This window comes from Fictibacillus sp. UD (assembly GCF_043558025.1).
In the GTDB taxonomy this organism is placed as follows: Bacteria; Bacillota; Bacilli; order Bacillales; family Fictibacillaceae; genus Fictibacillus.
In genome coordinates this window covers 536,129-555,564 of the sequence record NZ_JARUHH010000001.1, presented here as the reverse complement: position 1 = coordinate 555,564, position 19,436 = coordinate 536,129, and the positions used below count along the sequence as shown (strand labels likewise).

Below are 19,436 nucleotides of genomic sequence, written 5' to 3'. Positions count from 1 at the left end.
TTCGCCCTCCTCCCTATGCCTTATGTCCGCCTAAAAGCCGGCTTCTGTATAAAGCTGTTCCTCCTCTTGTATAGGAAACAGCCCGCAAAAGAGAGTTGGAGCCGTGTTTTTGCCGAATATCGTCCATCACATAGCCAATTTTTCTTTTTTGTGGATGATCTAAAGAAAATAAAGTAAGCTGTGTTTCTGTATCTTCAGAGACGTTGGAAAGAGCGATTGAAATCTTGCGCACCGTCTCTCCCTGATAAAAAGTTCGAAGCAAATCCAGACAAACTTTATAGAGCTCCATCGTAATATTAGTAGGCTGATCGATTGATTTGGAACGGTGGAAGCCTCCTCCTCCTTCATCTTTGCTGTATCCTAATCCAAAGCTGATGGTCCTCCCTGCTTTTCTTGCTCGTCTAGCACGTCTTGCCACCTCTTCGCACATCTCTAAAATGACGTGTTTAATCTCGTTTAAATCTGTATAGTCTCGCAGTAAGATCTGGCTCTTTCCATAGCTGATCTGTCCTTGAAGAATAGGAGCGCCAATCTCAGACAGATCCACTCCCCAAGCATGGTAGTAGAGCTGATTTCCCATGATACCGAACTTTTTCTCTAAAAGCTCCAGGGGATAATGCGCCAGATCACCTACTGTTACAATCCCCATTCTGTTTAACGTACGTTCCACTCGCGACCCGATGCCCCACATCTGACTTAAAGGAGCTAGAGGCCATAGCTTCGTTTCTACATCTTCGTATCGCCATTCGGCTACGCCTTTTTTCTTTGCCTCTAGATCTAGACAAAGCTTTGACATGAGCATGTTTGGACCAATTCCAATCGCGCACGGCAACCCAAACTCTCTCCAGATGTCACGCCGGATTCTTTCTGCGAGTTCTTGTGCGCTTCCCCATAATTTTTCTGTTCCATCGGCTTGAAGAAAACTTTCATCTACGCTGTATGTGTGTATGGACTCAGGCGGAACATAACGGTGCAGCAATTTCGTAATTTCCATTGATCTCTCTAGAAAAAAAGCCATCTGTGCGTTTACAATGATGATGTCTTTATTTTTGGGGATTTCAAAAAGCCTGCTTCCTGTCCGGATACCAAAATCGGCTTTTAATCGCGGAGAAGCAGCAAGCACGACACTGCCTTGCCGTTCTGTATCCCCTACTACTGCCAAATGACACGTCAGCGGATTTAATCCTAAGCGCACAGCAGCACAGCTCGCATAAAAACTTTTCATATCCATACATAAGATGGTGCGCTTTGGCATTTCATCATAGTTCATTTGTCACAACTCCTTCGCCTTTTACGAACATCTGTTCCTTATATGTATACCCATTTTAACCGAATGTATGTTCTTATAACAATGGTAATTTTTTCAGCAAATTTTGCAGATTGACGTTTTTTACTCAAAAGTCTAGGATTTATAAGGAAAGACAGGTGAAAAAATGGACCGCTCTTTGTTAAGAAAAATGATCGTACAGTCGTTAAAGAGATACTTATGGGAAGAAGAAGATTGCATATTAACAGATACTGAATGGAATGAGCTTGAGGAGAAGATCCTGGGGCAGATGAGCGAAGAGGATCAGAAAGAGGCTGTTTATACTATTATTCAAGACGTTGTTTATGAATTTTTTACAAATAAATAAACAGGTTCTTTATGAAAACAGAACCTGTGCTAAGTGAGGAGATCAAATCTGAGAGATCAATGTGGAGTTTCGGGTGGCAACCCTTGAGTTTGAGCTTCAATCCACGAGTTTCAAGCTTCAATCCACGAGTTTCAAGCTTCAATCCACATATTTTGGCCTTCAATCCACGAGTGCTCTTGATTCTCTTATTATGATGCTATACTTCCCACTCAATTAGTTAACATAATATAATTATAGTCGTCTACTTTTGGCGAAACGATTTTCCGCCTAATGTTTCGATCAATTTTGGCATCACTTGGTACATTGTGCTCCCGACATTCATCCACCAAGGCAGATTAATCTCACGTACAGGACGTTCCATCGCCTTTACGATTTTTTCGGAAACATGGGAAGGCTGAAGCATCATTTTTTGAACATTTTTTACGTAATTTCCTGACTGGTCCGCAAGCGTAAAGAAGTCTGTCGCTATTGGTCCCGGATTGATGGTTGTCACGTCGACCCCCTTATGAGCAACTTCGAGACGCAAACCGTTTGAGAAACCTAGAACAGCATGTTTAGTGGCTGCATACACGCTTGATTTCGGTGTTGAGATCTTGCCGGCTTGTGAAGCGATATTCACGATGTGTCCGCTCCCTCTTTGAAGCATATGAGGCAGAAGTGCTCTCGTACACGCCATTAAACCAAGAACGTTCGTTGAAAACATACCCTCAATATTCTTCCAAGGTGACTGGGCAAATTCTTCGAAGATGCCGTAGCCAGCGTTGTTCACTAAAATATGTATGTGTGGATGTTCCTTTAAAATCTGTGAGAATACGACATCCACGGTTTCTTGGTTTGAAACATCCAGTATGTAGTATGGTGCAGTGATATTGGTTTCTTTTAAGATCATTTCCTGAACTGCTTTTAGCTGATCTTCTCTTCTTGCGGTCAGGATGGGGATAGCCCCTTTTTTAGCAACATCCATAGCAAGGCGGGCACCAAGTCCCCCCGATGCTCCTGTGATCAAAACGACTTTTCCGTTCAGTGTATTCATCTTACAACTCCTGTTCTGCGATAATAAAAAGCTGCTTTCTCTTTATCTATTGACACTCTTCCTTCAGATTCAAGAAGGTCAAGGTGGCCTGCAACTTCCGAGACAACCAAACCCAGCTGCTTTTCATATAATTTAGGAAAAAGACGTGCACACAGCTCAAATACGGTCAAAGGCTCATCACTTAACAAATGTTCAAGAGCTTTTGCCCGCTCGTTATGATCGAGCAGCCTTTTCCTGATTAAATCGTGAGCGTTCGTAAAAGGTTCGCCATGACCAGGATAAACCATTTCTAAATGTAATGCTAAAAGATGTTGAAGAGTCTCACGGTATTGAAGCAGCGTTTTAGGACGCTCGGTTCCACCCATTGGTGGCGGTTCTAGGAGAGCATTGGATGAAATATGCGGCAAAAGAACGTCCCCGCCGATTAAGGTTCCCTCCCTTTCACTGTAAAGCGACAGATGGTCTGGCGCATGACCAGGCGTCTTTAAAAAGACAAATCCTTCATGACCAGGAACCGCATCCCCTGGCGCGGGAAGAATATCAGGAACGAATGGGTTTGAAAACGTTCGATATTTACGGAGCTTTACCAATTCGATTCTTCCTAGTGAATTGGGTACTCCAAAAGAATCATAAAGGTTTATATAAAACGATTCTGCCCACTCCGTAAATTCACGGTCCACGCTAACATAAGGAACAGCTTCTTGCAGCATGAGTGTAGGAACACCAAAATCCTGAATCTCTTTTGACAGACCGGCATGATCCGGGTGATAGTGTGTACAAATATATTGATCTAGATCTTTAAAAGTGAGTCCGTGTTCCTTTAGGGAAGAAATAAGAATTTCTCTGCTTTCTTCTGTTTTTGCACCGGAATCAACAAGTGTAACTGCATCACCTTTTAGGAGGACACAGTTGACAGGCCCTACATCAAATGGTGTGGGCAAAATGATCGGGATTATAGTTGCTTTTTTCGTCATCTTTTCCTCCAAATAAAATAACTAGTTGACATACATATAGAAATCATAGCATAATGTTTTTTAAAATATAAAAAGAAATGCCAATTATGGCCAATAAATAAATGCGTTGAAAGGGATTAGTAAGCAACTTCCCCCGTTTATAGAGAGTGGAATCCGTAGGCTGCAAGATTTCACCGGAAAGGAATTGCCGAACCTGCCCTGGAGCAGTCTGGAGAAATCTGGCGCAGTTCTGCGATAAAGACATCTTGAGCGGGCAAGAAATAATGCCAACAAAGGTGGTACCACGGATCACTCCCATCCGTCCTTTAACTTTAGGACTGGGAGTTTTTTTATACTCAAAATTTGAGGAGGGATCGATCGTGGGAAAAGAGAAAATGGCTTTTATTGGTGCAGGTTCAATGGCTGAGGCCATAATGGAAGGTTTAATTAAGACAAAAAAATGGCGAGCGGATTTAATTACGATAAAAAACCGCAACAACACGAAACGAGTTAAAGAACTTGAAGATAAGTATGGTGTGATACCCGCTTCAACGATTGAAGAAGCAGTGGTGAATGCAGATATCATCATTCTTGCGGTAAAGCCAAAAGACGCTTACACTGCGGTCAAAAGCATCAAACCGTTTGTTCAGAAGCATCAGCTCATCATTTCCGTAATGGCTGGCATCGCTTCAGAAACCCTTACAGAATGGACAAATCAAGAGAATCCAGTAATCAGAGCCATGCCAAATACATCAGCATCAATTGGATACTCAGCAACCGCACTTTCAGCTGGTATATACGCCACAAAAGCACATGTTGAAAAATCACTTGAACTGTTTAAAACGATCGGGACGGTTACACTCTTACCTGAGGACAAACTACATATCGTGACAGGTCTTTCAGGAAGCGGCCCTGCTTACATTTATTATATTGCTGAAGCTATGCAAAAAGCTGCTGAAGAATTAAACCTTTCTCAGGAAGAAGCGAAAACACTTATAACTCAAACCTTTCTCGGTGCAGCGCTTATGCTGAAACAAACAACAGAATCCCCAATCGAGCTTAGAAGAAAAGTCACTAGCCCCGGTGGCACGACTGAGGCAGGGATTTGCAAGCTTGATCAATATCACGTTCAAGATGCTTTTTTAGCTTGTATCAAAAAAGCGGTAAAGCGCTCAGAAGAATTAGGAAAGATGAATGGATGATGTTAACGGTCTGTCTCTTGAAAGGAAATACTCTTGAAAACACGATTTGGGGTTAACGTTATCGTAACAACGACACCTTTTTCAGAAGAGCCTTTCTTGATCCACAGCTTAAACCTTTCGATATTATCTCCATTTTGTGCCAACGTTCGACCAACGTATAAATAATCTACAATATCGTAATCGGGGTAACGTTTACCTGTTTCAAAAACCGCAAGCCGGCCCCATTTAGCATAAGCGGGTTCCTGTGTGCCTGGATATGCAGCTGAAACTGCAATCGGAACGGAAGTGAACAAAAGAAAGCTTGTCAGAACTAAAGAACATAATTTGAAGGGAATTTTCATAAGTCATACACTCCTTTTTTATTATTTTGCTCCATTTTTCTAGATACTTCTGCGAAAATTGACGATTAGAAAAAATTGACAAGCCCTTGCCCTGGTCTTTATCATTTAATATAGAGAGCTAGATTTAGGGAGGGATTTATGTGGCAGAAGTAGAAATTTCCCAAAGATACCTTGAATTGCGCGTTCAGTTTGAAAAGTTCACAAAACGATCTCTTACTGAAAAAGAGCTTGTTTTTATCCATTGGCTGACAGAAAAAGGGGCCAGTGTCGAAGAGCATAAAGCAGAAGAAAAGAAGAAGCGTTCCAGACGCAGAAAATAACTTGCCCTTCCTGATTTATAGGAAGGGTTTCTTTCATTTCCAATATGTTTCATTATCACCTATACTGTCTATAATCTTAAATTTCTCTTGGAGGGTACTGTATATAATGACTTATATTTTTGCTCACAGAGGTTCTAGTAAACATTGTCCTGAGAACACAATGGCAGCCTTCAAAAAGGCATATGAAGATGGTGCAGACGGTATCGAACTAGATGTACAGCTTTCTAAAGACGGTATTCCTGTTATCATTCATGATGAAAAATTGGATCGTACCACAAATAAGAAAGGCCATGTCATTGAATATACATATGAAGAGCTAACCAAGACAGATGCAGGAAGTTGGTTTTCAAAATCATTTAGCGGTGAGCATGTCCCCTCTCTGCAGGTATTTTTAGAGTGGATTGCCCCTCTTCCCATGCTGTTAAATATTGAATTAAAAAATAACATTATTGAGTATAACGGACTGGAAGAAAAAGTGCTGCAGCTATTGCATCATTATGGAATGGAAGAACGAACGGTTATCTCATCGTTTAACCACTACAGTTTAGTCAAGATCAGAAAGATGAACGCCTATATCGAGACCGCTCCCCTCTATTCTTCTGGTTTATATGAACCATGGGAATATGTAAAAGCAGTCTGTTCACAAAGTGCTCATCCAAACTACAAATCACTGCATCCATACATCATGGAAGGCTTTAAACGAAATAATATTCCAGTACGTCCTTATACAGTTAACAGTCAAAAATGGATGAATTATTTTTTTGAATGGGGTACACAAGCCATTATCACAGACTATCCCCTCATTGCAAAACAACTGTTAAACAATCCATCAACAAAAACAAAGAGCAGATTTCTTCAAAAATGGTGGTAAAACGAATTACAATGAACGTGAAGGACGAGTGAACATTACTGCGTCAAAAGGAAAAAGGAGTTGTTTATTATTCAACCGTTATTGTTTCAACCGCTAACGATTCGTAACGTTACGTTAAAAAACCGTATCGTTATGTCACCTATGTGTATGTATTCTTGTTACGATCAAGATGGAATAGTAACCCCATGGCATATTACTCATTACGCTTCAAGAGCAATCGGTCAAACAGGCTTGATCATGACAGAAGCAGCCTCGGTAAGTCCTCAGGGACGAATCAGCCCGGAAGACTTAGGGATATGGGATGACAGCCATGTGGAAGGGTTGTCTCAGCTCGTGAAATCCATTCAGGATAATGGTTCAAAAGCCGCTATTCAGATTGCACATGCTGGACGCAAGGCAATGATTGATGGACCGATCATTGCCCCATCTGCCATAGCTTTTTCAGATAACATGAAAACACCGGAAGAAATGACTCTGCAGCAGATTGAAGAAACAGTGAATCAATTTAGAGCTGCTGCAAAAAGAGCGAAGACAGCTGGCTTCGATGTGCTCGAGATCCACGGGGCACACGGCTATCTGATTAATGAATTCCTTTCACCTCTATCCAATAAAAGAAGCGATTCTTATGGAGGAAGCCAGGAAAAACGCTACCGTTTCTTAAAAGAGATCATCGTTGCAATGAGACAAGAGTGGGACGGCCCATTATTTGTTAGGATTTCAGCAAATGATTATCACCCTGAAGGGAATACGCCAGAAGATTTCGTAACGTATGCGAAGTGGATGAAAGAAGATGGTGTTGACCTTGTTGACTGCAGTTCAGGAGCTGTTGTGCCTGCAAAAATCAACACATTCCCTGGCTATCAAGTTCCTTTTGCAGACAAAATTAAAAACGAAGCAGAAATCGCTACTGCTGCTGTAGGTTTGATAACGACTGGCAGCCAGGCAGAAGAGATCCTGCAAAACAACCGTGCTGATCTCATTTTTATCGGCAGAGAATTCCTTAAAGATCCGTATTGGCCACGATCAGCGGCAGAGGACCTTGGAACGGAACTTCAAAGTCCAAAACAATATGAGCGCGGCTGGTAACGCGTAGATAGGAAACTGGCTCTTCTGATAGAGCCAGTTTTTGTTTTATAAAGGCTAACTGACTATTTTTATGTGATGACACTCGTTTTTTATGTGATGTAGTTCACTTTTTATGTGATGAGATTCATTTTTTATGTGATCACGGTCGATTTTTATGTGATGAACATCATATGAACTCCAAACCGTCATACTCGAACATCTCTCTATCAATGGACTCTTCTATTAGAAAGTCCAACGAGCCATTTATATAATAAAACACATAAAAGCAGCCAAGTTCCGCCAGCAGCATATCCCCCAAGAACATCTGTCGGGAAATGAACACCTAAATAAACCCTGCTAAAGCCCACTAAACCAATAAAAAGTGCGGTAAGAAAATAAATATATTTTCTATAAGCGCGCAAAAATGCATAGTTTTGAACGAGCAGATAAGAAAGCAATCCAAAAAAAGCGATGGAAATCATAGCGTGACCGCTCGGGAAGCTATACCCCGTTATTTCAATAACACGATCATACATAGGTCTGTCTCTCTCAAACCAATTCTTAAACCATTGATTTTCAAAACGAATTCCAAAAAGGCATACACCTAAAACAAATGGCTCTATCCATTTTTTTTCGCCGACGAGCCAGATCACAGCAAAAAAGATAAAAATCGCATACTGATAAGGCTTTGATGCTGAGTTTGTAAAAAAAGTAAAAACATCAATTAAAACAGGCTGGTGAATGTCAGAAATGTTTTTCATCGCCCAGACATCAAATAATTCTACTCTGGACTGTTTATAAATAAATGCAAACATAATAAAAAGCCCAAGACAAACAGCAGTTAATACAACCGTTCTGATCACGCTTTTTTTTGAGATCATGATATCCACAGCTCCTGCTACTTATTTCCCCTTTTAATGATCCCTTCACCATGTTTCCTTTCGATGGATGATAATACATCATGAAGCAAAGCATCTTTTTCGTTCTTTTCTACAGAGAATAAATCAAGCTGATAAGTCGCATGTTCCTTTTCGACCACTTCTGTTGCAGTGATGCCCAAAAGACGGACTGGATCATGATTCCAGTGACGATGAAAGAGATCTAGAGCTGTTTTTTGTATTTCAACAGAATGCTGGGTAGCATTCGGAAGCATCTTACTTCTTGTGATTGTTTTTCTGTCACTGTATCGAATCGTGATTGCAAGTGTTAAGGCAACATACCCCTTTGTTTTTAATCGAGTTTCAACTTTTTCCGCTAATCGTTTAAAAACGGAATCGGCTTCTGTTACAGAGATTAAGTCTTCACTTAATGTTGTAGAACTCCCGATAGATCGATAATCACTAGCAGAACTAGGGTCTACAGGGCGGGGATCGATGCCATTTGCTCTTTCTTTCATTTTGATTCCGTTAATTCCAAAACGGTGCTTCAGCTCATAATCAATAGCTTCTGCTAAATCTTTAACTGTAAATATTCCGTATTTATTTAACTTTTCTTCTGTTTTCTTTCCGATTCCATGCATCTCACCTACTTGCAGCGGCCATAACTTTTCAGAAAGATCTCTCTTTCGAAGAACGGTGATACCCAGTGGTTTTTTCATATCTGAAGCTGTCTTTGCTAAAAATTTATTTGGTCCAATACCAATGGAACATGGTAAGTTCAGCTCGTTCTGCAGTCTTGTCTGAATCTCTTTTGCCAATTCAAGCGGATGCACACAGTCTGTCACATCCATATACCCTTCATCGATGGAAACAGGCTCTACCCATTCTGTATATTCTTGTAAAAGCTGAAACATGCGTGAAGAATATATTTTGTATGTTTCAAAGTCTGGCGGAACGACAACAAGATTTGGACAAAGCTTTCTCGCTTGCCAAAGAGGCATCGTGGTTCTTACTCCTCTTTCTCTTGCCTCGTAGCTGCAAGTCACAATGATACCTTTACGTTCCTCCACATTTCCGGCTACAGCAACGGGCTTTCCTCGAAGATTAGGGTTCTCGGCCATTTCTACTGAAGCATAGAAGCTGTTCATGTCAACATGAAAGATGATTCTTCTTTTAGACACTGGAGACTGATACACATGAACACTCCTTTTAAAATAAACTATTTCTATTAGTATATGTTAGCGAACAAGCTTTAAAAACAAAACAAAAAGACAAGGTATCTACCTTGTCTCATGAAGCCGCTTGCCAGTATCTTCTACCCAATCCACAAATTCTTCGCCATGAAAATGCTTATTTAAATCTTTATGTAATTGAATAAGCTCGCGATAAAACTCTTGCTTGCTTCCGTCTTCCAGCCATTTTTGAAGGAATCCGTATATTTGGCAGTTGAAACTCGTTGACTCTTCATGCTTTTCCAATCCTTCTTCTGTTAAGTACACATAGGATATACGACGGTCTTCGTTCTTTTTCTCTAATCTAACAAAACCTTTGTCTTTTAACCGCTTTATAACCTGCATAACGGTTGATACATCCCACAAGCCGTAATAAGCGATTTTAGAAATCGTAATATCTTCTTCGAGAGATACAATCCATAAAATATGCTGTTCTGCTTGTGTTAATCCAATCGCTTTTGCTGATTTCTGCCAATCTTCTTCTAAAACTTTATACACACCACGCATATAATTTACCATCATATGCATGTCCGATAATTGACTCATCCCATTTCCTCCCCCGAAATAAGATTTCTTAAATTACCAATATTTTCATCTATATGATAAAAACATCTTACATAAATCATAAATACAATGTCAACTTTTAAGTGATAATTTATTGATAAAAGTATTAAAAACAGGCAACATGTCCTATAAAAGAACAAAAACTTGGCGAAAATCCGCCAAGTTTCGTCATAAGTTATTTCATTCGCTAGCTGCTACATCTATAACAGCTAGTACCATCTCTGCTGTTTTCGTCAGCTCTTCAATAGACATTCTTTCGTTTGTTGTATGGATCTCTTCATAACCAACAGCTAAGTTAACTGTTGGAATACCATGACCTGCAATAATGTTAGCATCACTTCCACCACCGCTATGAAGAAGTCTGTGTGGACGTCCAATCTTTTCCGCTGCCTTTTTCGCAATCTCAACAACGTGATCTCCATCACCAAATTTAAATCCAGGGTACATAACTTCCACTTTAACATCAGCACGTCCGCCAAGTTCAGCAGCAGCAGATTCATATGCTTCTTTCATTTTAGCTGTTTGCACTTCCATTTTTTCATTGATTAATGAACGAGCTTCAGCTAAGACAAAAACGGTATCACAAACGATATTTGTCTGCTCTCCCGTTCCTCCACCATGGAAATGTCCGATGTTTGCAGTTGTTTCTTCATCAATCCTGCCAAGAGGCATACGAGCAATCGCTTTAGCAGCGATTGTAATAGCTGATACACCTTTTTCAGGAGCTACACCCGCGTGAGCTGATTTCCCATAGATTGTCGCTCGAACTTTAGCCTGCGTTGGAGCAGCAACGATAATATCTCCTACCGGTCCGTCACTGTCTAACGCAAAGCCGTATTTTGCTGTGATCTTTGACGCATCCATCGCTTTTGCGCCTACTAATCCTGATTCTTCTCCAACTGTAATAATAAACTGGATATCACCATGAGATATGTTTTGCTCTTTCAATACCTTAATTGCTTCAAACATTGCAGCAAGTCCCGCTTTGTCATCTGCTCCAAGAATCGTTGTACCATCTGTTACTACATAACCATCTTTAATAGATGGTTTAACCCCAATACCAGGAGTGACTGTATCCATATGAGAAGTGAAATAGATCGTATCTACTCCCTCTTTGTTTCCTTTTAATGTACAAATCAAGTTTCCTGCGGCGTGGTCTGTTTTTGACTCCGCATCGTCTTCATACACTTCTACACCAAGCTCTTCAAACTTCTTTTTAAGTACGATTGAAATTTCCTTTTCGTGTCGAGTTTCAGAATCAATCTGAACGAGCTCTAAAAATTCGTTTAACAAGCGGTCTGCATTTACCATTATGTATTTCCTCGTTTCTTATAGTGGTATATTTCCATGCTTTTTGTAAGGTCTGTCTTCCTTCTTGTTGCGCAGCATGTCAAGCGCTTGAATACACTTGATTCTTGTTTCTCGTGGATCAATCACATCATCGACCATGCCATTTGCAGCAGCGATGTACGGATTAGCAAACTTCGTGCGGTACTCTTCAATTTTAGCTGCTCGAGTCGCTTCAGGATCCTCGCTACGTTCAATCTCTTTTGCAAAGATAATATTAGCAGCACCTTGAGGCCCCATCACAGCAATTTCAGCGTTCGGCCATGCAAACACTAAATCAGCACCAATCGATTTACTGTTAAGCGCTACATAAGCACCGCCATAGGCTTTTCGAAGAATAATTGTTATTTTGGGAACAGTCGCTTCCGAGTATGCATAAAGAATTTTTGCTCCATGACGGATGATTCCGCCGTGCTCTTGTTTGACCCCAGGGAAGAATCCAGTTACATCTTCAAATGTGATGATCGGAATATTAAACGAATCACACAGTCGGATAAATCGAGATGCTTTATCCGAAGAATCAATATCCAGTCCCCCAGCCATGACTTTTGGCTGATTACATACTAATCCTATCACTTCACCCTTTATTCTTGCAAAACCTACAACTATATTTCTTGCGAATTGTGCATGAACCTCCATAAAAGAATCTTTATCCACAACTTCATTTATAACTGTTCTTACGTCATAAGGTCTTGTTGAATCAAACGGAATAATCTCCGTAAGATCTGGACGGTCGTCTTTTTCATCTCCCCATGGCAAAACGGGTGTCTTCTCTTTATTATTCTGCGGAAGGTACGAGATTAACCTTCTAACTTCTTCTAGAACTTCAGATTCAGTAGGTGCTGTGAAATGTGCATTCCCACTACGCGATGCATGAACTTCTGCGCCACCCAAATCTTCTGATGATATTTTCTCACCTGTAACCGTTTCGATTACTTTTGGTCCTGTAATAAACATCTGGCTCGTTTTTTCCACCATGAAAACAAAATCTGTAATCGCTGGTGAATAGACAGCTCCACCTGCACATGGACCCATAATAACGGATATTTGTGGAATCACACCTGAATAGATACTGTTTCTGTAAAAGATGTGTCCATAGCCATCCAACGACATAACACCTTCTTGAATACGTGCTCCGCCTGAATCGTTCAGACCAATAAAAGGTGTACCGTTTTTAGCAGCAAGGTCCATTACAGCAGCAATTTTCTTGGCGTGCATCTCACCTAGCGCACCGCCGAATACCGTGAAATCTTGTGCAAATAAATACACAGGACGACCATGGATCTTACCAAAACCCGTCACAACACCCTCACCAGGTGCCTTCATTCCTGATAGACCAAAATCATGAGAGCGATGCTCCATAAAAGGATTGAGTTCAACAAATGTTCCTTCATCTAATAAAAGATCAATTCGCTCTCTGGCGGTCAGTTTCCCTCTCTCATGCTGTTTATCAATTCGGTCATCTCCACCGCCTAGCTCGATCTCTGTCTTCTTTTCATACAGCTCATTAATTTTGTCATAGATGTCCATTTATTACGCTTCCTCCTTATTTTTCGTCTTTTCACAAAGCTCAAACAGCACTTTATGAGTGGAAGAAGGGTGTATAAAAGCAACAGAAGCACCGCCCGCCCCAGGAACGGCAGCATCATGGATCATCTTGAGTCCATTCGCTTTCATTTCATTAATGCGTTCTTGGATGTTTGTCACACCTAAAGCAACGTGATGTACCCCCTGCCCCCGCTTTTCAATAAATTGAGCAACAGGACTATCAGGAGACATAGCTTCAAGTAACTCTAGCCTTGTTTCTCCAATCTTAATAAAAGCTACTTTTACTTTTTGAGAGGGAACTTCTTCAACAGCTTCAAGTGTCAATCCGAGAACATTCACATAAAAAGGAAGAGTTTCATCCAGTGATTGAACAGCAATTCCGATATGGTCAATACGTTCAGGCGCAACCGCAGCTGCTTTCTCAGTTATACCATCGCGTTCAAAAACGGCTTGCTCGATAAATTTAGCTGTTTCAATCGTTGGTGTCCCTGGTGTAAAAACTTTTTGAATGCCTTTCGATTCTAAGAACGGAATGTCTTCCCAAGGTATCACCCCGCCACCGACTACGATAATATCGTCTGCTCCTTTTTCATGAAGAAGACGCATCACTTCCGGAAACAGTTCATTATGAGCTCCTGAAAGGCATGACAAACCAATCGCGTCCACATCTTCTTGGACAGCCGCTGCTGCGATCTGTTCAGGAGTTTGTCTTAAACCTGTATAAATCACTTCCATACCATAATCTCTTAAAGCTTGTGAAACGACTAGAGCCCCTCGATCATGACCATCCAGTCCTGGTTTGGCTATTAAAACACGTATTGTTTTCGTCATCTCTCTCCACTCCTCTTCAGTCTTAGGCGCCTGTGTACTCTCCAAACTCTTCTCGCAAGACACCGCATATTTCACCAATCGTACAGAATGATTTTACACACTCTACAATGATCGGCATTAAGTTGTCACTGCCTTTAGCGGCAGAACGCAACATTTCCAACTGAGCGCTCACTCGGTTTTGATCTCTCTTCGCTTTTAAGGCTTGCAGCTTTTCTTTCTGTCTTTCACCTAGCGTTGGATCTACTCTTAATAGTTCTGGCTGTGGTTCGTTCTCAATCGTAAACTTATTCATCCCCACAATGATTTCCTGGCCATTTTCGATCTTTTTTTGTGTTTCATAAGACGTATGATGAATTTCACGCTGCATGTAGCCTTGTTCAACCGCAGAAACAGCTCCACCCATCTGTTTAATCTTTTCAATATATTCGTTTGCTTTCCGTTCTAACTCATCCGTTAAATGTTCTACGTAATATGACCCAGCAAGAGGATCTACTGTATCAGCTACACCCGTTTCATGAGCTAGAATCTGCTGCGTACGAAGTGCAATTCTTGCAGAATCTTCAGTTGGGAGCGCTAGTGCTTCATCTCTGGAGTTAGTGTGAAGACTTTGCGTACCTCCTAGAACTGCAGAAAGAGCTTGAGTCGTAACACGTACTATATTATTATCTGGCTGCTGTGCAGTCAGGGTTGATCCGCCAGTTTGCGTATGAAAACGGAGCTGCCATGATTTTGGATTTTTCGCGCCGTATTGTTCTTTCATAAGCTTTGCCCACATTCTTCTTGCCGCTCTAAATTTTGCGACTTCCTCAAAGAATTGATTATGTGCATTAAAGAAAAACGCTAAACGCGGTGCAAAATCATCAATGTTTAATCCCGCATCTATCGCTGCATCTACATATGCCAGTCCGTTTGCGATCGTGAAAGCGAGCTCCTGTGCTGCGTTAGACCCTGCTTCTCGAATATGGTAGCCAGAGATGCTGATCGTGTTCCATTTCGGCACATGTTCCTGACAATAGCCAAAAATATCCGTTATTAATCGCATGGATGGCTTTGGAGGAAAAATGTATGTACCGCGTGCAATGTACTCTTTTAGAATATCATTTTGTATCGTGCCTGAAAGTTTATCAGAATCCACGCCTTGTTTTTCAGCGACAGCGATATACATAGCAAGCAGGACAGAAGCAGGTGCATTAATGGTCATAGATGTACTTACTTTATCTAGTGGAATATCTTTTAAAAGCGCCTCCATGTCTTCAATCGAATCGATAGCTACTCCTACTTTCCCTACTTCACCTCGAGCCATTGGATGATCAGAGTCATATCCGATCTGAGTAGGAAGATCGAATGCAACAGATAGCCCCGTTTGGCCTTGATCCAGCAAATAGCGAAAACGCTTATTCGTCTCTTCAGCAGATCCAAATCCTGCGTATTGTCTCATCGTCCAAAATTTGGAACGATACATAGTTGATTGAGATCCTCGTGTAAATGGATACTCTCCAGGCAGTCCTAATGAATCCATTTGATAATGCTCTTCTTCTGCACCATATAGTCTTTCAATTTCTATATCCGATGACGTATGAAATCTTTCTTTTCGCTCTGGAAATCTATTCATTGATTGCTCTGTTTTTTCTTGCCAGTTCTTTAATCGCTGTTGTTTATCCATTAGAGGCCTCCTGTTAACAAAGAAAAATATTCTCAACATAACATCTTTCGTTTTGTAAGCGCTTTTTCCTGCTTGAATGCGCAAATTTTCGACGAAAAATGCAGAATGAATTTTCTTGCCATTCTTGTTTCTGTGACTTAAACACGATACAATTATGGTGGAAAAGTTATAGGAGGTAATGAATGTGTCTCAAAAAATGATGAAAACTGTAGTTTATATTATGATTATCTCGCTAGTGGTAAGCAGTCTTCTAACAGGGGTTGCCTTCTTTTTATAAACTGTTTTTATAAACTTTGTTGTTTTTGTTCGTGGTTGATTTCTGCTCCAGGCTGCTCGCTTTCCACGGGGCGTACGGTGAGTCTCCTGCCGCTTAGGCCATTAGGAGTCTCCACTTGACCGCTCGTCCCGTAGGACAAGGAAGGCTTCGGCAGCGAGACATCGCACGAAGAAAATTTGAAGTGCAATTTTCGAGGAGTCTCGCATCCTTGCGCTCCAAATCAACTAGCAAATGATGAGAATAGAAAAAACTAAAAGTGACAATCTTTTAGAAAAGAGCTTTTTATAAAAACATTATAAAAACATCATACTAAAGCATGAAAACCCCCAGTCAGAAGGATGGCTGGGGGTTTTACGTTGCTTTTATGATTTAATTAAGTCTTCAAAGCTTTTATGAGAGTGGACCACTTTAATCTTTGTGCCTATCTTTAATATGCTATAAAGTTCCTGCACGTCTTTTTCATACATTCTGATGCAGCCAGCTGTAACAAACCTTCCAATGGCTGATGGATTGTTATTCCCATGAATCCCGAAAGTGCGTCCATCTGTATTCTGAGCATCAAAGCCGATCCATCTTGAACCGAGGGGATTGGTCTTATCGCCTCCAGGTATATCTTTTTTGCGATAATAAGGATCTATTGCTTTTACGGTAATCGTGAATTCTCCTTCTGGTGTTAGCTCTTTCGACTTTCCTGTTGCCACTTTATAAACTTCTTTTACTCTGCCTTCTTCAATTAATGCTAGTCGGTTTGACGTTTTATTAACAATCACATATGGGTCACCAAGTGCTTCGGCATTCCCTAATGGCCAAATTGGTGAAAATAACAAGATAAAAGCAATACTCAGTTTTACCATTCTTCATCACCCTGTCATTTTTTAGTTAGTATTTGTTAATGAAGGGTGACTCATGAGCTGCATTGTTTAATTTTTTGGCTCTTTTCTAAAAGATTGTTGCTCTCAATGTTTATTTTTATTTTCTTCTATGACAGTTGATTGCAGTGGAAGGTGCGTGCCTACCACTTGAAAAGCTTCTAAGCAAAGCATGCGACGAGGAAGCTCACCTCGATAGCAACTGCTTGTAGACGCAGGAGCAAGGATGCTTCCTTAAAGCGGGCAAGTGAGACACTTATACGTGAAACTTACGAATGTGGCTCACCGCCTGCCCCGCGGAAAGCGAAGCACCTGAACCGGAAATCAACTACCTTCAAAAGCAACAAATGAATACGAAAACAGCTTATTTTTTAAACTTACTTTTAATCACTAAATAATCTTCTATATCCTGAAGCAGCTGGTACAGCTTAGAGCGAGTCTCAAATTCTTCTCGGTCTTTTGGAAGATGCATCTCTCTGAAATCTTGTCTCATTTTTTCTAGGTCATCCAGAAATAGTACTGCTGTATTTCCAGGATGGACTGCTGCACCCAAACGTTCAAAAAACTCACCTAATCTTTCGCATTGTACATAAGTTTTATCGATAGAAGAAATGATCGGAAGCATCCGCTGTATGATTTCAAACTGTTTTTCTCTCATTTTAAAATAATGGTAATATTGATTTTCATAACGAAGAAAATGGTTTTCAACGTCACGAAAAGCGAGACTTTTAGCGTTTGAGATAATATCAGCACATTCCGTGATCTCTTTCCCATCCCACTCGTGTTTATCATGAGCAAGATAAAGATGAAACTCATGAAAAATGATTTTATATCTCTTCTCAAGTTCTTTTTGCATATGTAACAGCGTCTTTTCCATTGATGGCATATACAGATTCATAACAAGTCCCATGCCTATACCAATCACAATAATACTGAATTCGTTGAGTACGATATCCCATGAAATCTTTTGAAGGGTATATAAGTGAAGAATAATAACAGAAGACGTGATAATTCCTTCTTTTAGATTAAGTGATACGAGTGTGGGAATGAACAGTATTAACAAAATAGTTAGAGCGTAAAAATGATAGCCAACTAGTGAGAAGATGAGAGCAGCAAATACTATACCAAGCAAACATGCCGCAAATCGTTCCCAAGAACTAATGATCGATCGTTTCTTCGTAATCTTGATACAGAGGATCGTTAAGATACCGGCAGACGTAAAAAAGTCAAGCTTTAGCCACTCCGCGATCGCAATCGCCAGTCCAGCGCCTATAGCGGTTTTTAACGTTCGGTAACCAATCGTAAATTTCATAGAATAGTAAGCCTTCTTTCGATTGTCTTTCAACATTTTATCCCATTATGCCATACTTTACTTAGGATTTCTCAAATAAAAAGGGACTCCATCTAAGAAGTCCTCGTAAACCATTATAGTACTTTTTCTAAAAAAGCTTTAGCTCTTTCCGTTTTAGGACTATCAAAAAATACAACTGGTTCTTCGTCCTCCACCAGCTTCCCATCGTCCATGAACAGCACTCGATCTGCTACTTCTTTTGCAAACCCCATCTCATGCGTAACGATGACCATCGTCATTCCCAGCTTCACTAAATTCTTCATAACTTGAAGTACCTCTTTTACCATCTCTGGGTCTAATGCTGAAGTCGGTTCGTCAAATAGCATTACTTCGGGCTTCATAGCGAGTGCTCTTGCGATAGCAACACGCTGCTTTTGGCCGCCAGATAGGTTAGATGGATAGCTGTTTGCTTTGTCACTAAGACCTACTGTGCTAAGCAGATCTAATGCCTCTTTTTCAGCTTCACTTTTTGAAACCTTCAAAACTTGTTGAGGAGCAAATGTGACATTCTCTAGCACGGTTAGATGCGGAAAAAGGTTGAAGTGCTGAAACACCATCCCTACCTTTTTACGAAGATGGAGCTCCATTGATTTTATGTCTTTCCCTTGTAACTTAATAGAGCCTTCACTATGAGTTTCCAGCAGATTGATACAACGAAGGAACGTGGATTTTCCTGAACCGGACGGCCCGATTACGGCTATAACTTCACCTTTTTTTATCGTTGTTGAAATTCCTTTTAACACTTCATTGCTTCCAAAACTTTTTCTTAAACCTTGAACATCAATCACTTTTTGCAAGCCTCCTCTCCAACACACGTCCTGCGAGCGTCAACAGCATAACTAGTAGATAATAGATTACACCTGCTAATAAAAGCGGTTCAAAAAAGCGATAATTGCTAGCACCGACGATCTGAGCTCGTCTCATAATATCAAGCGCGCCGATAACGGAAACAATAGCTGATTCTTTCGTCAATGTGATGAACTCGTTCATAAGCGCCGGCAAAATATTCTTAAATGCTTGAGGGAGTATAATTTTTAACATCATCGTGCGATACGGTACTCCTAACGCCATCGCCGCTTCTTTTTGACCTTTATCAACAGCGTTAATCCCTGCACGAATAATTTCTGAAACATAAGCGGCTGAATTTAGTCCGAATGTAAGTACCCCTGCGGTAAATGCACCAATATCCACACCTGTCAGCTGCGGAATCGCATAATAAATGATCAGCATTTGTAGAATTAAAGGCGTACCTCTGAACACTGAGGTGTATGCATCTGCAAACCATCTTAAAATCGTAATTTTTCCTATTTTAAAGAGGGAAAGCACTGTTCCCCACAAAAATCCAAATACTAACGATACTGCAACGAACTGCAACGTAACCCATATTCCGTATAGAATGTACGGAATAGAAGGCACGAGCTGGGCAAAATCCAAGTTCATGCCTACCACTCTCTTTC

21 protein-coding genes and 1 other annotated feature are annotated in these 19,436 nt (G+C 40.7%); of the genes, 6 read left to right on the top strand and 15 right to left on the bottom strand.

Annotation, left to right across the window (positions count from 1 at the left end; translation table 11 throughout):
- Positions 1–13: 13 nt before the first annotated feature.
- Positions 14–1,270, bottom strand: coding sequence for a DNA polymerase thumb domain-containing protein (locus P8610_RS02870; protein ID WP_394603007.1), 1,257 nt, complete (start codon positions 1,268–1,270; stop codon positions 14–16).
- A 163-nt stretch (positions 1,271–1,433) separates the two neighbouring features.
- On the opposite strand from P8610_RS02870, the gene P8610_RS02865 reads away from it, so the two are divergent.
- The gene (locus tag P8610_RS02865; protein ID WP_394603006.1) at positions 1,434–1,634 is read left to right on the top strand and encodes a YqzH family protein; all 201 of its coding nucleotides are present in this window, start codon (positions 1,434–1,436) and stop codon (positions 1,632–1,634) included.
- Positions 1,635–1,875: 241 nt separating this feature from the next.
- On the opposite strand, the gene P8610_RS02860 is transcribed toward P8610_RS02865, so the two are convergent.
- Both P8610_RS02860 and P8610_RS02855 read right to left on the bottom strand, forming a co-directional pair.
- A complete protein-coding gene (locus P8610_RS02860; protein WP_394603005.1) occupies positions 1,876–2,667 on the bottom strand; it encodes an SDR family NAD(P)-dependent oxidoreductase in 792 nt (263 codons plus the stop codon).
- Positions 2,664–3,641: an MBL fold metallo-hydrolase gene (locus tag P8610_RS02855; RefSeq protein WP_394603004.1), complete on the bottom strand. Its 978-nt coding sequence runs from the start codon at positions 3,639–3,641 to the stop codon at positions 2,664–2,666. Before P8610_RS02855 ends, P8610_RS02860 begins: the two co-directional genes overlap by 4 nt.
- Positions 3,642–3,738: 97 nt before the next feature.
- Positions 3,739–3,950: a binding site (T-box leader), on the top strand.
- 47 nt (positions 3,951–3,997) lie between these two features.
- Here P8610_RS02855 and proC point away from each other — a divergent pair.
- Positions 3,998–4,822 carry a pyrroline-5-carboxylate reductase gene (gene proC, locus P8610_RS02850; RefSeq protein WP_394603102.1) on the top strand — a complete coding sequence of 275 codons (825 nt, stop codon included), beginning with the start codon at positions 3,998–4,000 and terminating at the stop codon, positions 4,820–4,822.
- Positions 4,823–4,824: 2 nt separating this feature from the next.
- Here proC and P8610_RS02845 read toward each other — a convergent pair whose 3' ends face one another.
- The gene (locus P8610_RS02845; RefSeq protein ID WP_394603003.1) at positions 4,825–5,163 is read right to left on the bottom strand and encodes a DUF3889 domain-containing protein; all 339 of its coding nucleotides are present in this window, start codon (positions 5,161–5,163) and stop codon (positions 4,825–4,827) included.
- 140 nt (positions 5,164–5,303) lie between these two features.
- Between P8610_RS02845 and P8610_RS02840 the strand changes: the two genes are divergently transcribed.
- From P8610_RS02840 to namA, 3 genes are all read left to right on the top strand, one after another.
- On the top strand, positions 5,304–5,483 hold the full coding sequence (locus P8610_RS02840; RefSeq protein WP_289495213.1) for a hypothetical protein: 180 nt from the start codon (positions 5,304–5,306) through the stop codon (positions 5,481–5,483).
- 106 nt (positions 5,484–5,589) lie between these two features.
- The gene (locus tag P8610_RS02835) at positions 5,590–6,354 is read left to right on the top strand and encodes a glycerophosphodiester phosphodiesterase (RefSeq protein ID WP_394603002.1); all 765 of its coding nucleotides are present in this window, start codon (positions 5,590–5,592) and stop codon (positions 6,352–6,354) included.
- A gap of 69 nt (positions 6,355–6,423) precedes the next feature.
- Entirely contained in the window at positions 6,424–7,440 is a 1,017-nt protein-coding gene (namA, locus tag P8610_RS02830) for an NADPH dehydrogenase NamA (RefSeq protein WP_394603101.1), read from the top strand.
- Between the two features lie 206 nt (positions 7,441–7,646).
- Here namA and P8610_RS02825 read toward each other — a convergent pair whose 3' ends face one another.
- The 7 genes from P8610_RS02825 to P8610_RS02795 all read right to left on the bottom strand — a co-directional run bounded on the left by P8610_RS02825 (position 7,647) and on the right by P8610_RS02795 (position 15,482).
- Entirely contained in the window at positions 7,647–8,300 is a 654-nt protein-coding gene (locus P8610_RS02825) for a phosphatase PAP2 family protein (RefSeq protein WP_394603001.1), read from the bottom strand.
- Positions 8,301–8,317: 17 nt separating this feature from the next.
- Positions 8,318–9,493 (bottom strand): DNA polymerase IV, encoded by a 1,176-nt coding sequence (locus tag P8610_RS02820; RefSeq protein WP_394603000.1) that lies wholly within the window; start codon positions 9,491–9,493, stop codon positions 8,318–8,320.
- An 84-nt stretch (positions 9,494–9,577) separates the two neighbouring features.
- Positions 9,578–10,075 (bottom strand): MarR family transcriptional regulator, encoded by a 498-nt coding sequence (locus P8610_RS02815; protein ID WP_394602999.1) that lies wholly within the window; start codon positions 10,073–10,075, stop codon positions 9,578–9,580.
- A gap of 198 nt (positions 10,076–10,273) precedes the next feature.
- Positions 10,274–11,404: a M20/M25/M40 family metallo-hydrolase gene (locus P8610_RS02810; RefSeq protein WP_394602998.1), complete on the bottom strand. Its 1,131-nt coding sequence runs from the start codon at positions 11,402–11,404 to the stop codon at positions 10,274–10,276.
- A gap of 18 nt (positions 11,405–11,422) precedes the next feature.
- Positions 11,423–12,970, bottom strand: coding sequence for an acyl-CoA carboxylase subunit beta (locus P8610_RS02805; RefSeq protein WP_289495207.1), 1,548 nt, complete (start codon positions 12,968–12,970; stop codon positions 11,423–11,425).
- Between the two features lie 3 nt (positions 12,971–12,973).
- Entirely contained in the window at positions 12,974–13,819 is an 846-nt protein-coding gene (gene mce, locus P8610_RS02800; RefSeq protein ID WP_394602997.1) for a methylmalonyl-CoA epimerase, read from the bottom strand.
- Positions 13,820–13,841: 22 nt separating this feature from the next.
- Positions 13,842–15,482, bottom strand: a complete 1,641-nt coding sequence (locus P8610_RS02795; protein ID WP_394602996.1) for an acyl-CoA mutase large subunit family protein — start codon at positions 15,480–15,482, stop codon at positions 13,842–13,844.
- A 184-nt stretch (positions 15,483–15,666) separates the two neighbouring features.
- Here P8610_RS02795 and prli42 point away from each other — a divergent pair, with 184 nt between their 5' ends.
- Positions 15,667–15,759 carry a stressosome-associated protein Prli42 gene (gene prli42, locus P8610_RS02790; RefSeq protein WP_156488399.1) on the top strand — a complete coding sequence of 31 codons (93 nt, stop codon included), beginning with the start codon at positions 15,667–15,669 and terminating at the stop codon, positions 15,757–15,759.
- Positions 15,760–16,121: 362 nt separating this feature from the next.
- Here the strand turns inward: prli42 and P8610_RS02785 are convergent, their stop codons facing one another.
- From P8610_RS02785 to P8610_RS02770, 4 genes are all read right to left on the bottom strand, one after another.
- On the bottom strand, positions 16,122–16,613 hold the full coding sequence (locus tag P8610_RS02785; protein ID WP_394602995.1) for a L,D-transpeptidase: 492 nt from the start codon (positions 16,611–16,613) through the stop codon (positions 16,122–16,124).
- Between the two features lie 379 nt (positions 16,614–16,992).
- Positions 16,993–17,940: an aromatic acid exporter family protein gene (locus tag P8610_RS02780; protein WP_289495203.1), complete on the bottom strand. Its 948-nt coding sequence runs from the start codon at positions 17,938–17,940 to the stop codon at positions 16,993–16,995.
- Positions 17,941–18,053: 113 nt separating this feature from the next.
- Complete coding sequence (locus tag P8610_RS02775) at positions 18,054–18,767, bottom strand: amino acid ABC transporter ATP-binding protein (RefSeq protein ID WP_289497610.1); 714 nt, start codon at positions 18,765–18,767, stop codon at positions 18,054–18,056.
- Positions 18,760–19,419, bottom strand: a complete 660-nt coding sequence (locus P8610_RS02770) for an amino acid ABC transporter permease (protein WP_394602994.1) — start codon at positions 19,417–19,419, stop codon at positions 18,760–18,762. Before P8610_RS02770 ends, P8610_RS02775 begins: the two co-directional genes overlap by 8 nt.
- Positions 19,420–19,436 lie beyond the last annotated feature (17 nt).

What these genes read in the sequence shown, in the direction of transcription:
- P8610_RS02870 (WP_394603007.1), bottom strand. Translation starts at nt 1,270, where the DNA reads ATGAACTATGATGAAATGCCAAAGCGCACCATCTTATGTATGGATATG.
- P8610_RS02865 (WP_394603006.1), top strand. Translation starts at nt 1,434, where the DNA reads ATGGACCGCTCTTTGTTAAGAAAAATGATCGTACAGTCGTTAAAGAGA.
- P8610_RS02860 (WP_394603005.1), bottom strand. Translation starts at nt 2,667, where the DNA reads ATGAATACACTGAACGGAAAAGTCGTTTTGATCACAGGAGCATCGGGG.
- P8610_RS02855 (WP_394603004.1), bottom strand. Translation starts at nt 3,641, where the DNA reads ATGACGAAAAAAGCAACTATAATCCCGATCATTTTGCCCACACCATTT.
- P8610_RS02845 (WP_394603003.1), bottom strand. Translation starts at nt 5,163, where the DNA reads ATGAAAATTCCCTTCAAATTATGTTCTTTAGTTCTGACAAGCTTTCTT.
- P8610_RS02835 (WP_394603002.1), top strand. Translation starts at nt 5,590, where the DNA reads ATGACTTATATTTTTGCTCACAGAGGTTCTAGTAAACATTGTCCTGAG.
- P8610_RS02825 (WP_394603001.1), bottom strand. Translation starts at nt 8,300, where the DNA reads ATGATCTCAAAAAAAAGCGTGATCAGAACGGTTGTATTAACTGCTGTT.
- P8610_RS02815 (WP_394602999.1), bottom strand. Translation starts at nt 10,075, where the DNA reads ATGAGTCAATTATCGGACATGCATATGATGGTAAATTATATGCGTGGT.
- P8610_RS02810 (WP_394602998.1), bottom strand. Translation starts at nt 11,404, where the DNA reads ATGGTAAATGCAGACCGCTTGTTAAACGAATTTTTAGAGCTCGTTCAG.
- P8610_RS02805 (WP_289495207.1), bottom strand. Translation starts at nt 12,970, where the DNA reads ATGGACATCTATGACAAAATTAATGAGCTGTATGAAAAGAAGACAGAG.
- mce (WP_394602997.1), bottom strand. Translation starts at nt 13,819, where the DNA reads ATGACGAAAACAATACGTGTTTTAATAGCCAAACCAGGACTGGATGGT.
- P8610_RS02795 (WP_394602996.1), bottom strand. Translation starts at nt 15,482, where the DNA reads ATGGATAAACAACAGCGATTAAAGAACTGGCAAGAAAAAACAGAGCAA.
- P8610_RS02785 (WP_394602995.1), bottom strand. Translation starts at nt 16,613, where the DNA reads ATGGTAAAACTGAGTATTGCTTTTATCTTGTTATTTTCACCAATTTGG.
- P8610_RS02780 (WP_289495203.1), bottom strand. Translation starts at nt 17,940, where the DNA reads ATGAAATTTACGATTGGTTACCGAACGTTAAAAACCGCTATAGGCGCT.
- P8610_RS02770 (WP_394602994.1), bottom strand. Translation starts at nt 19,419, where the DNA reads ATGAACTTGGATTTTGCCCAGCTCGTGCCTTCTATTCCGTACATTCTA.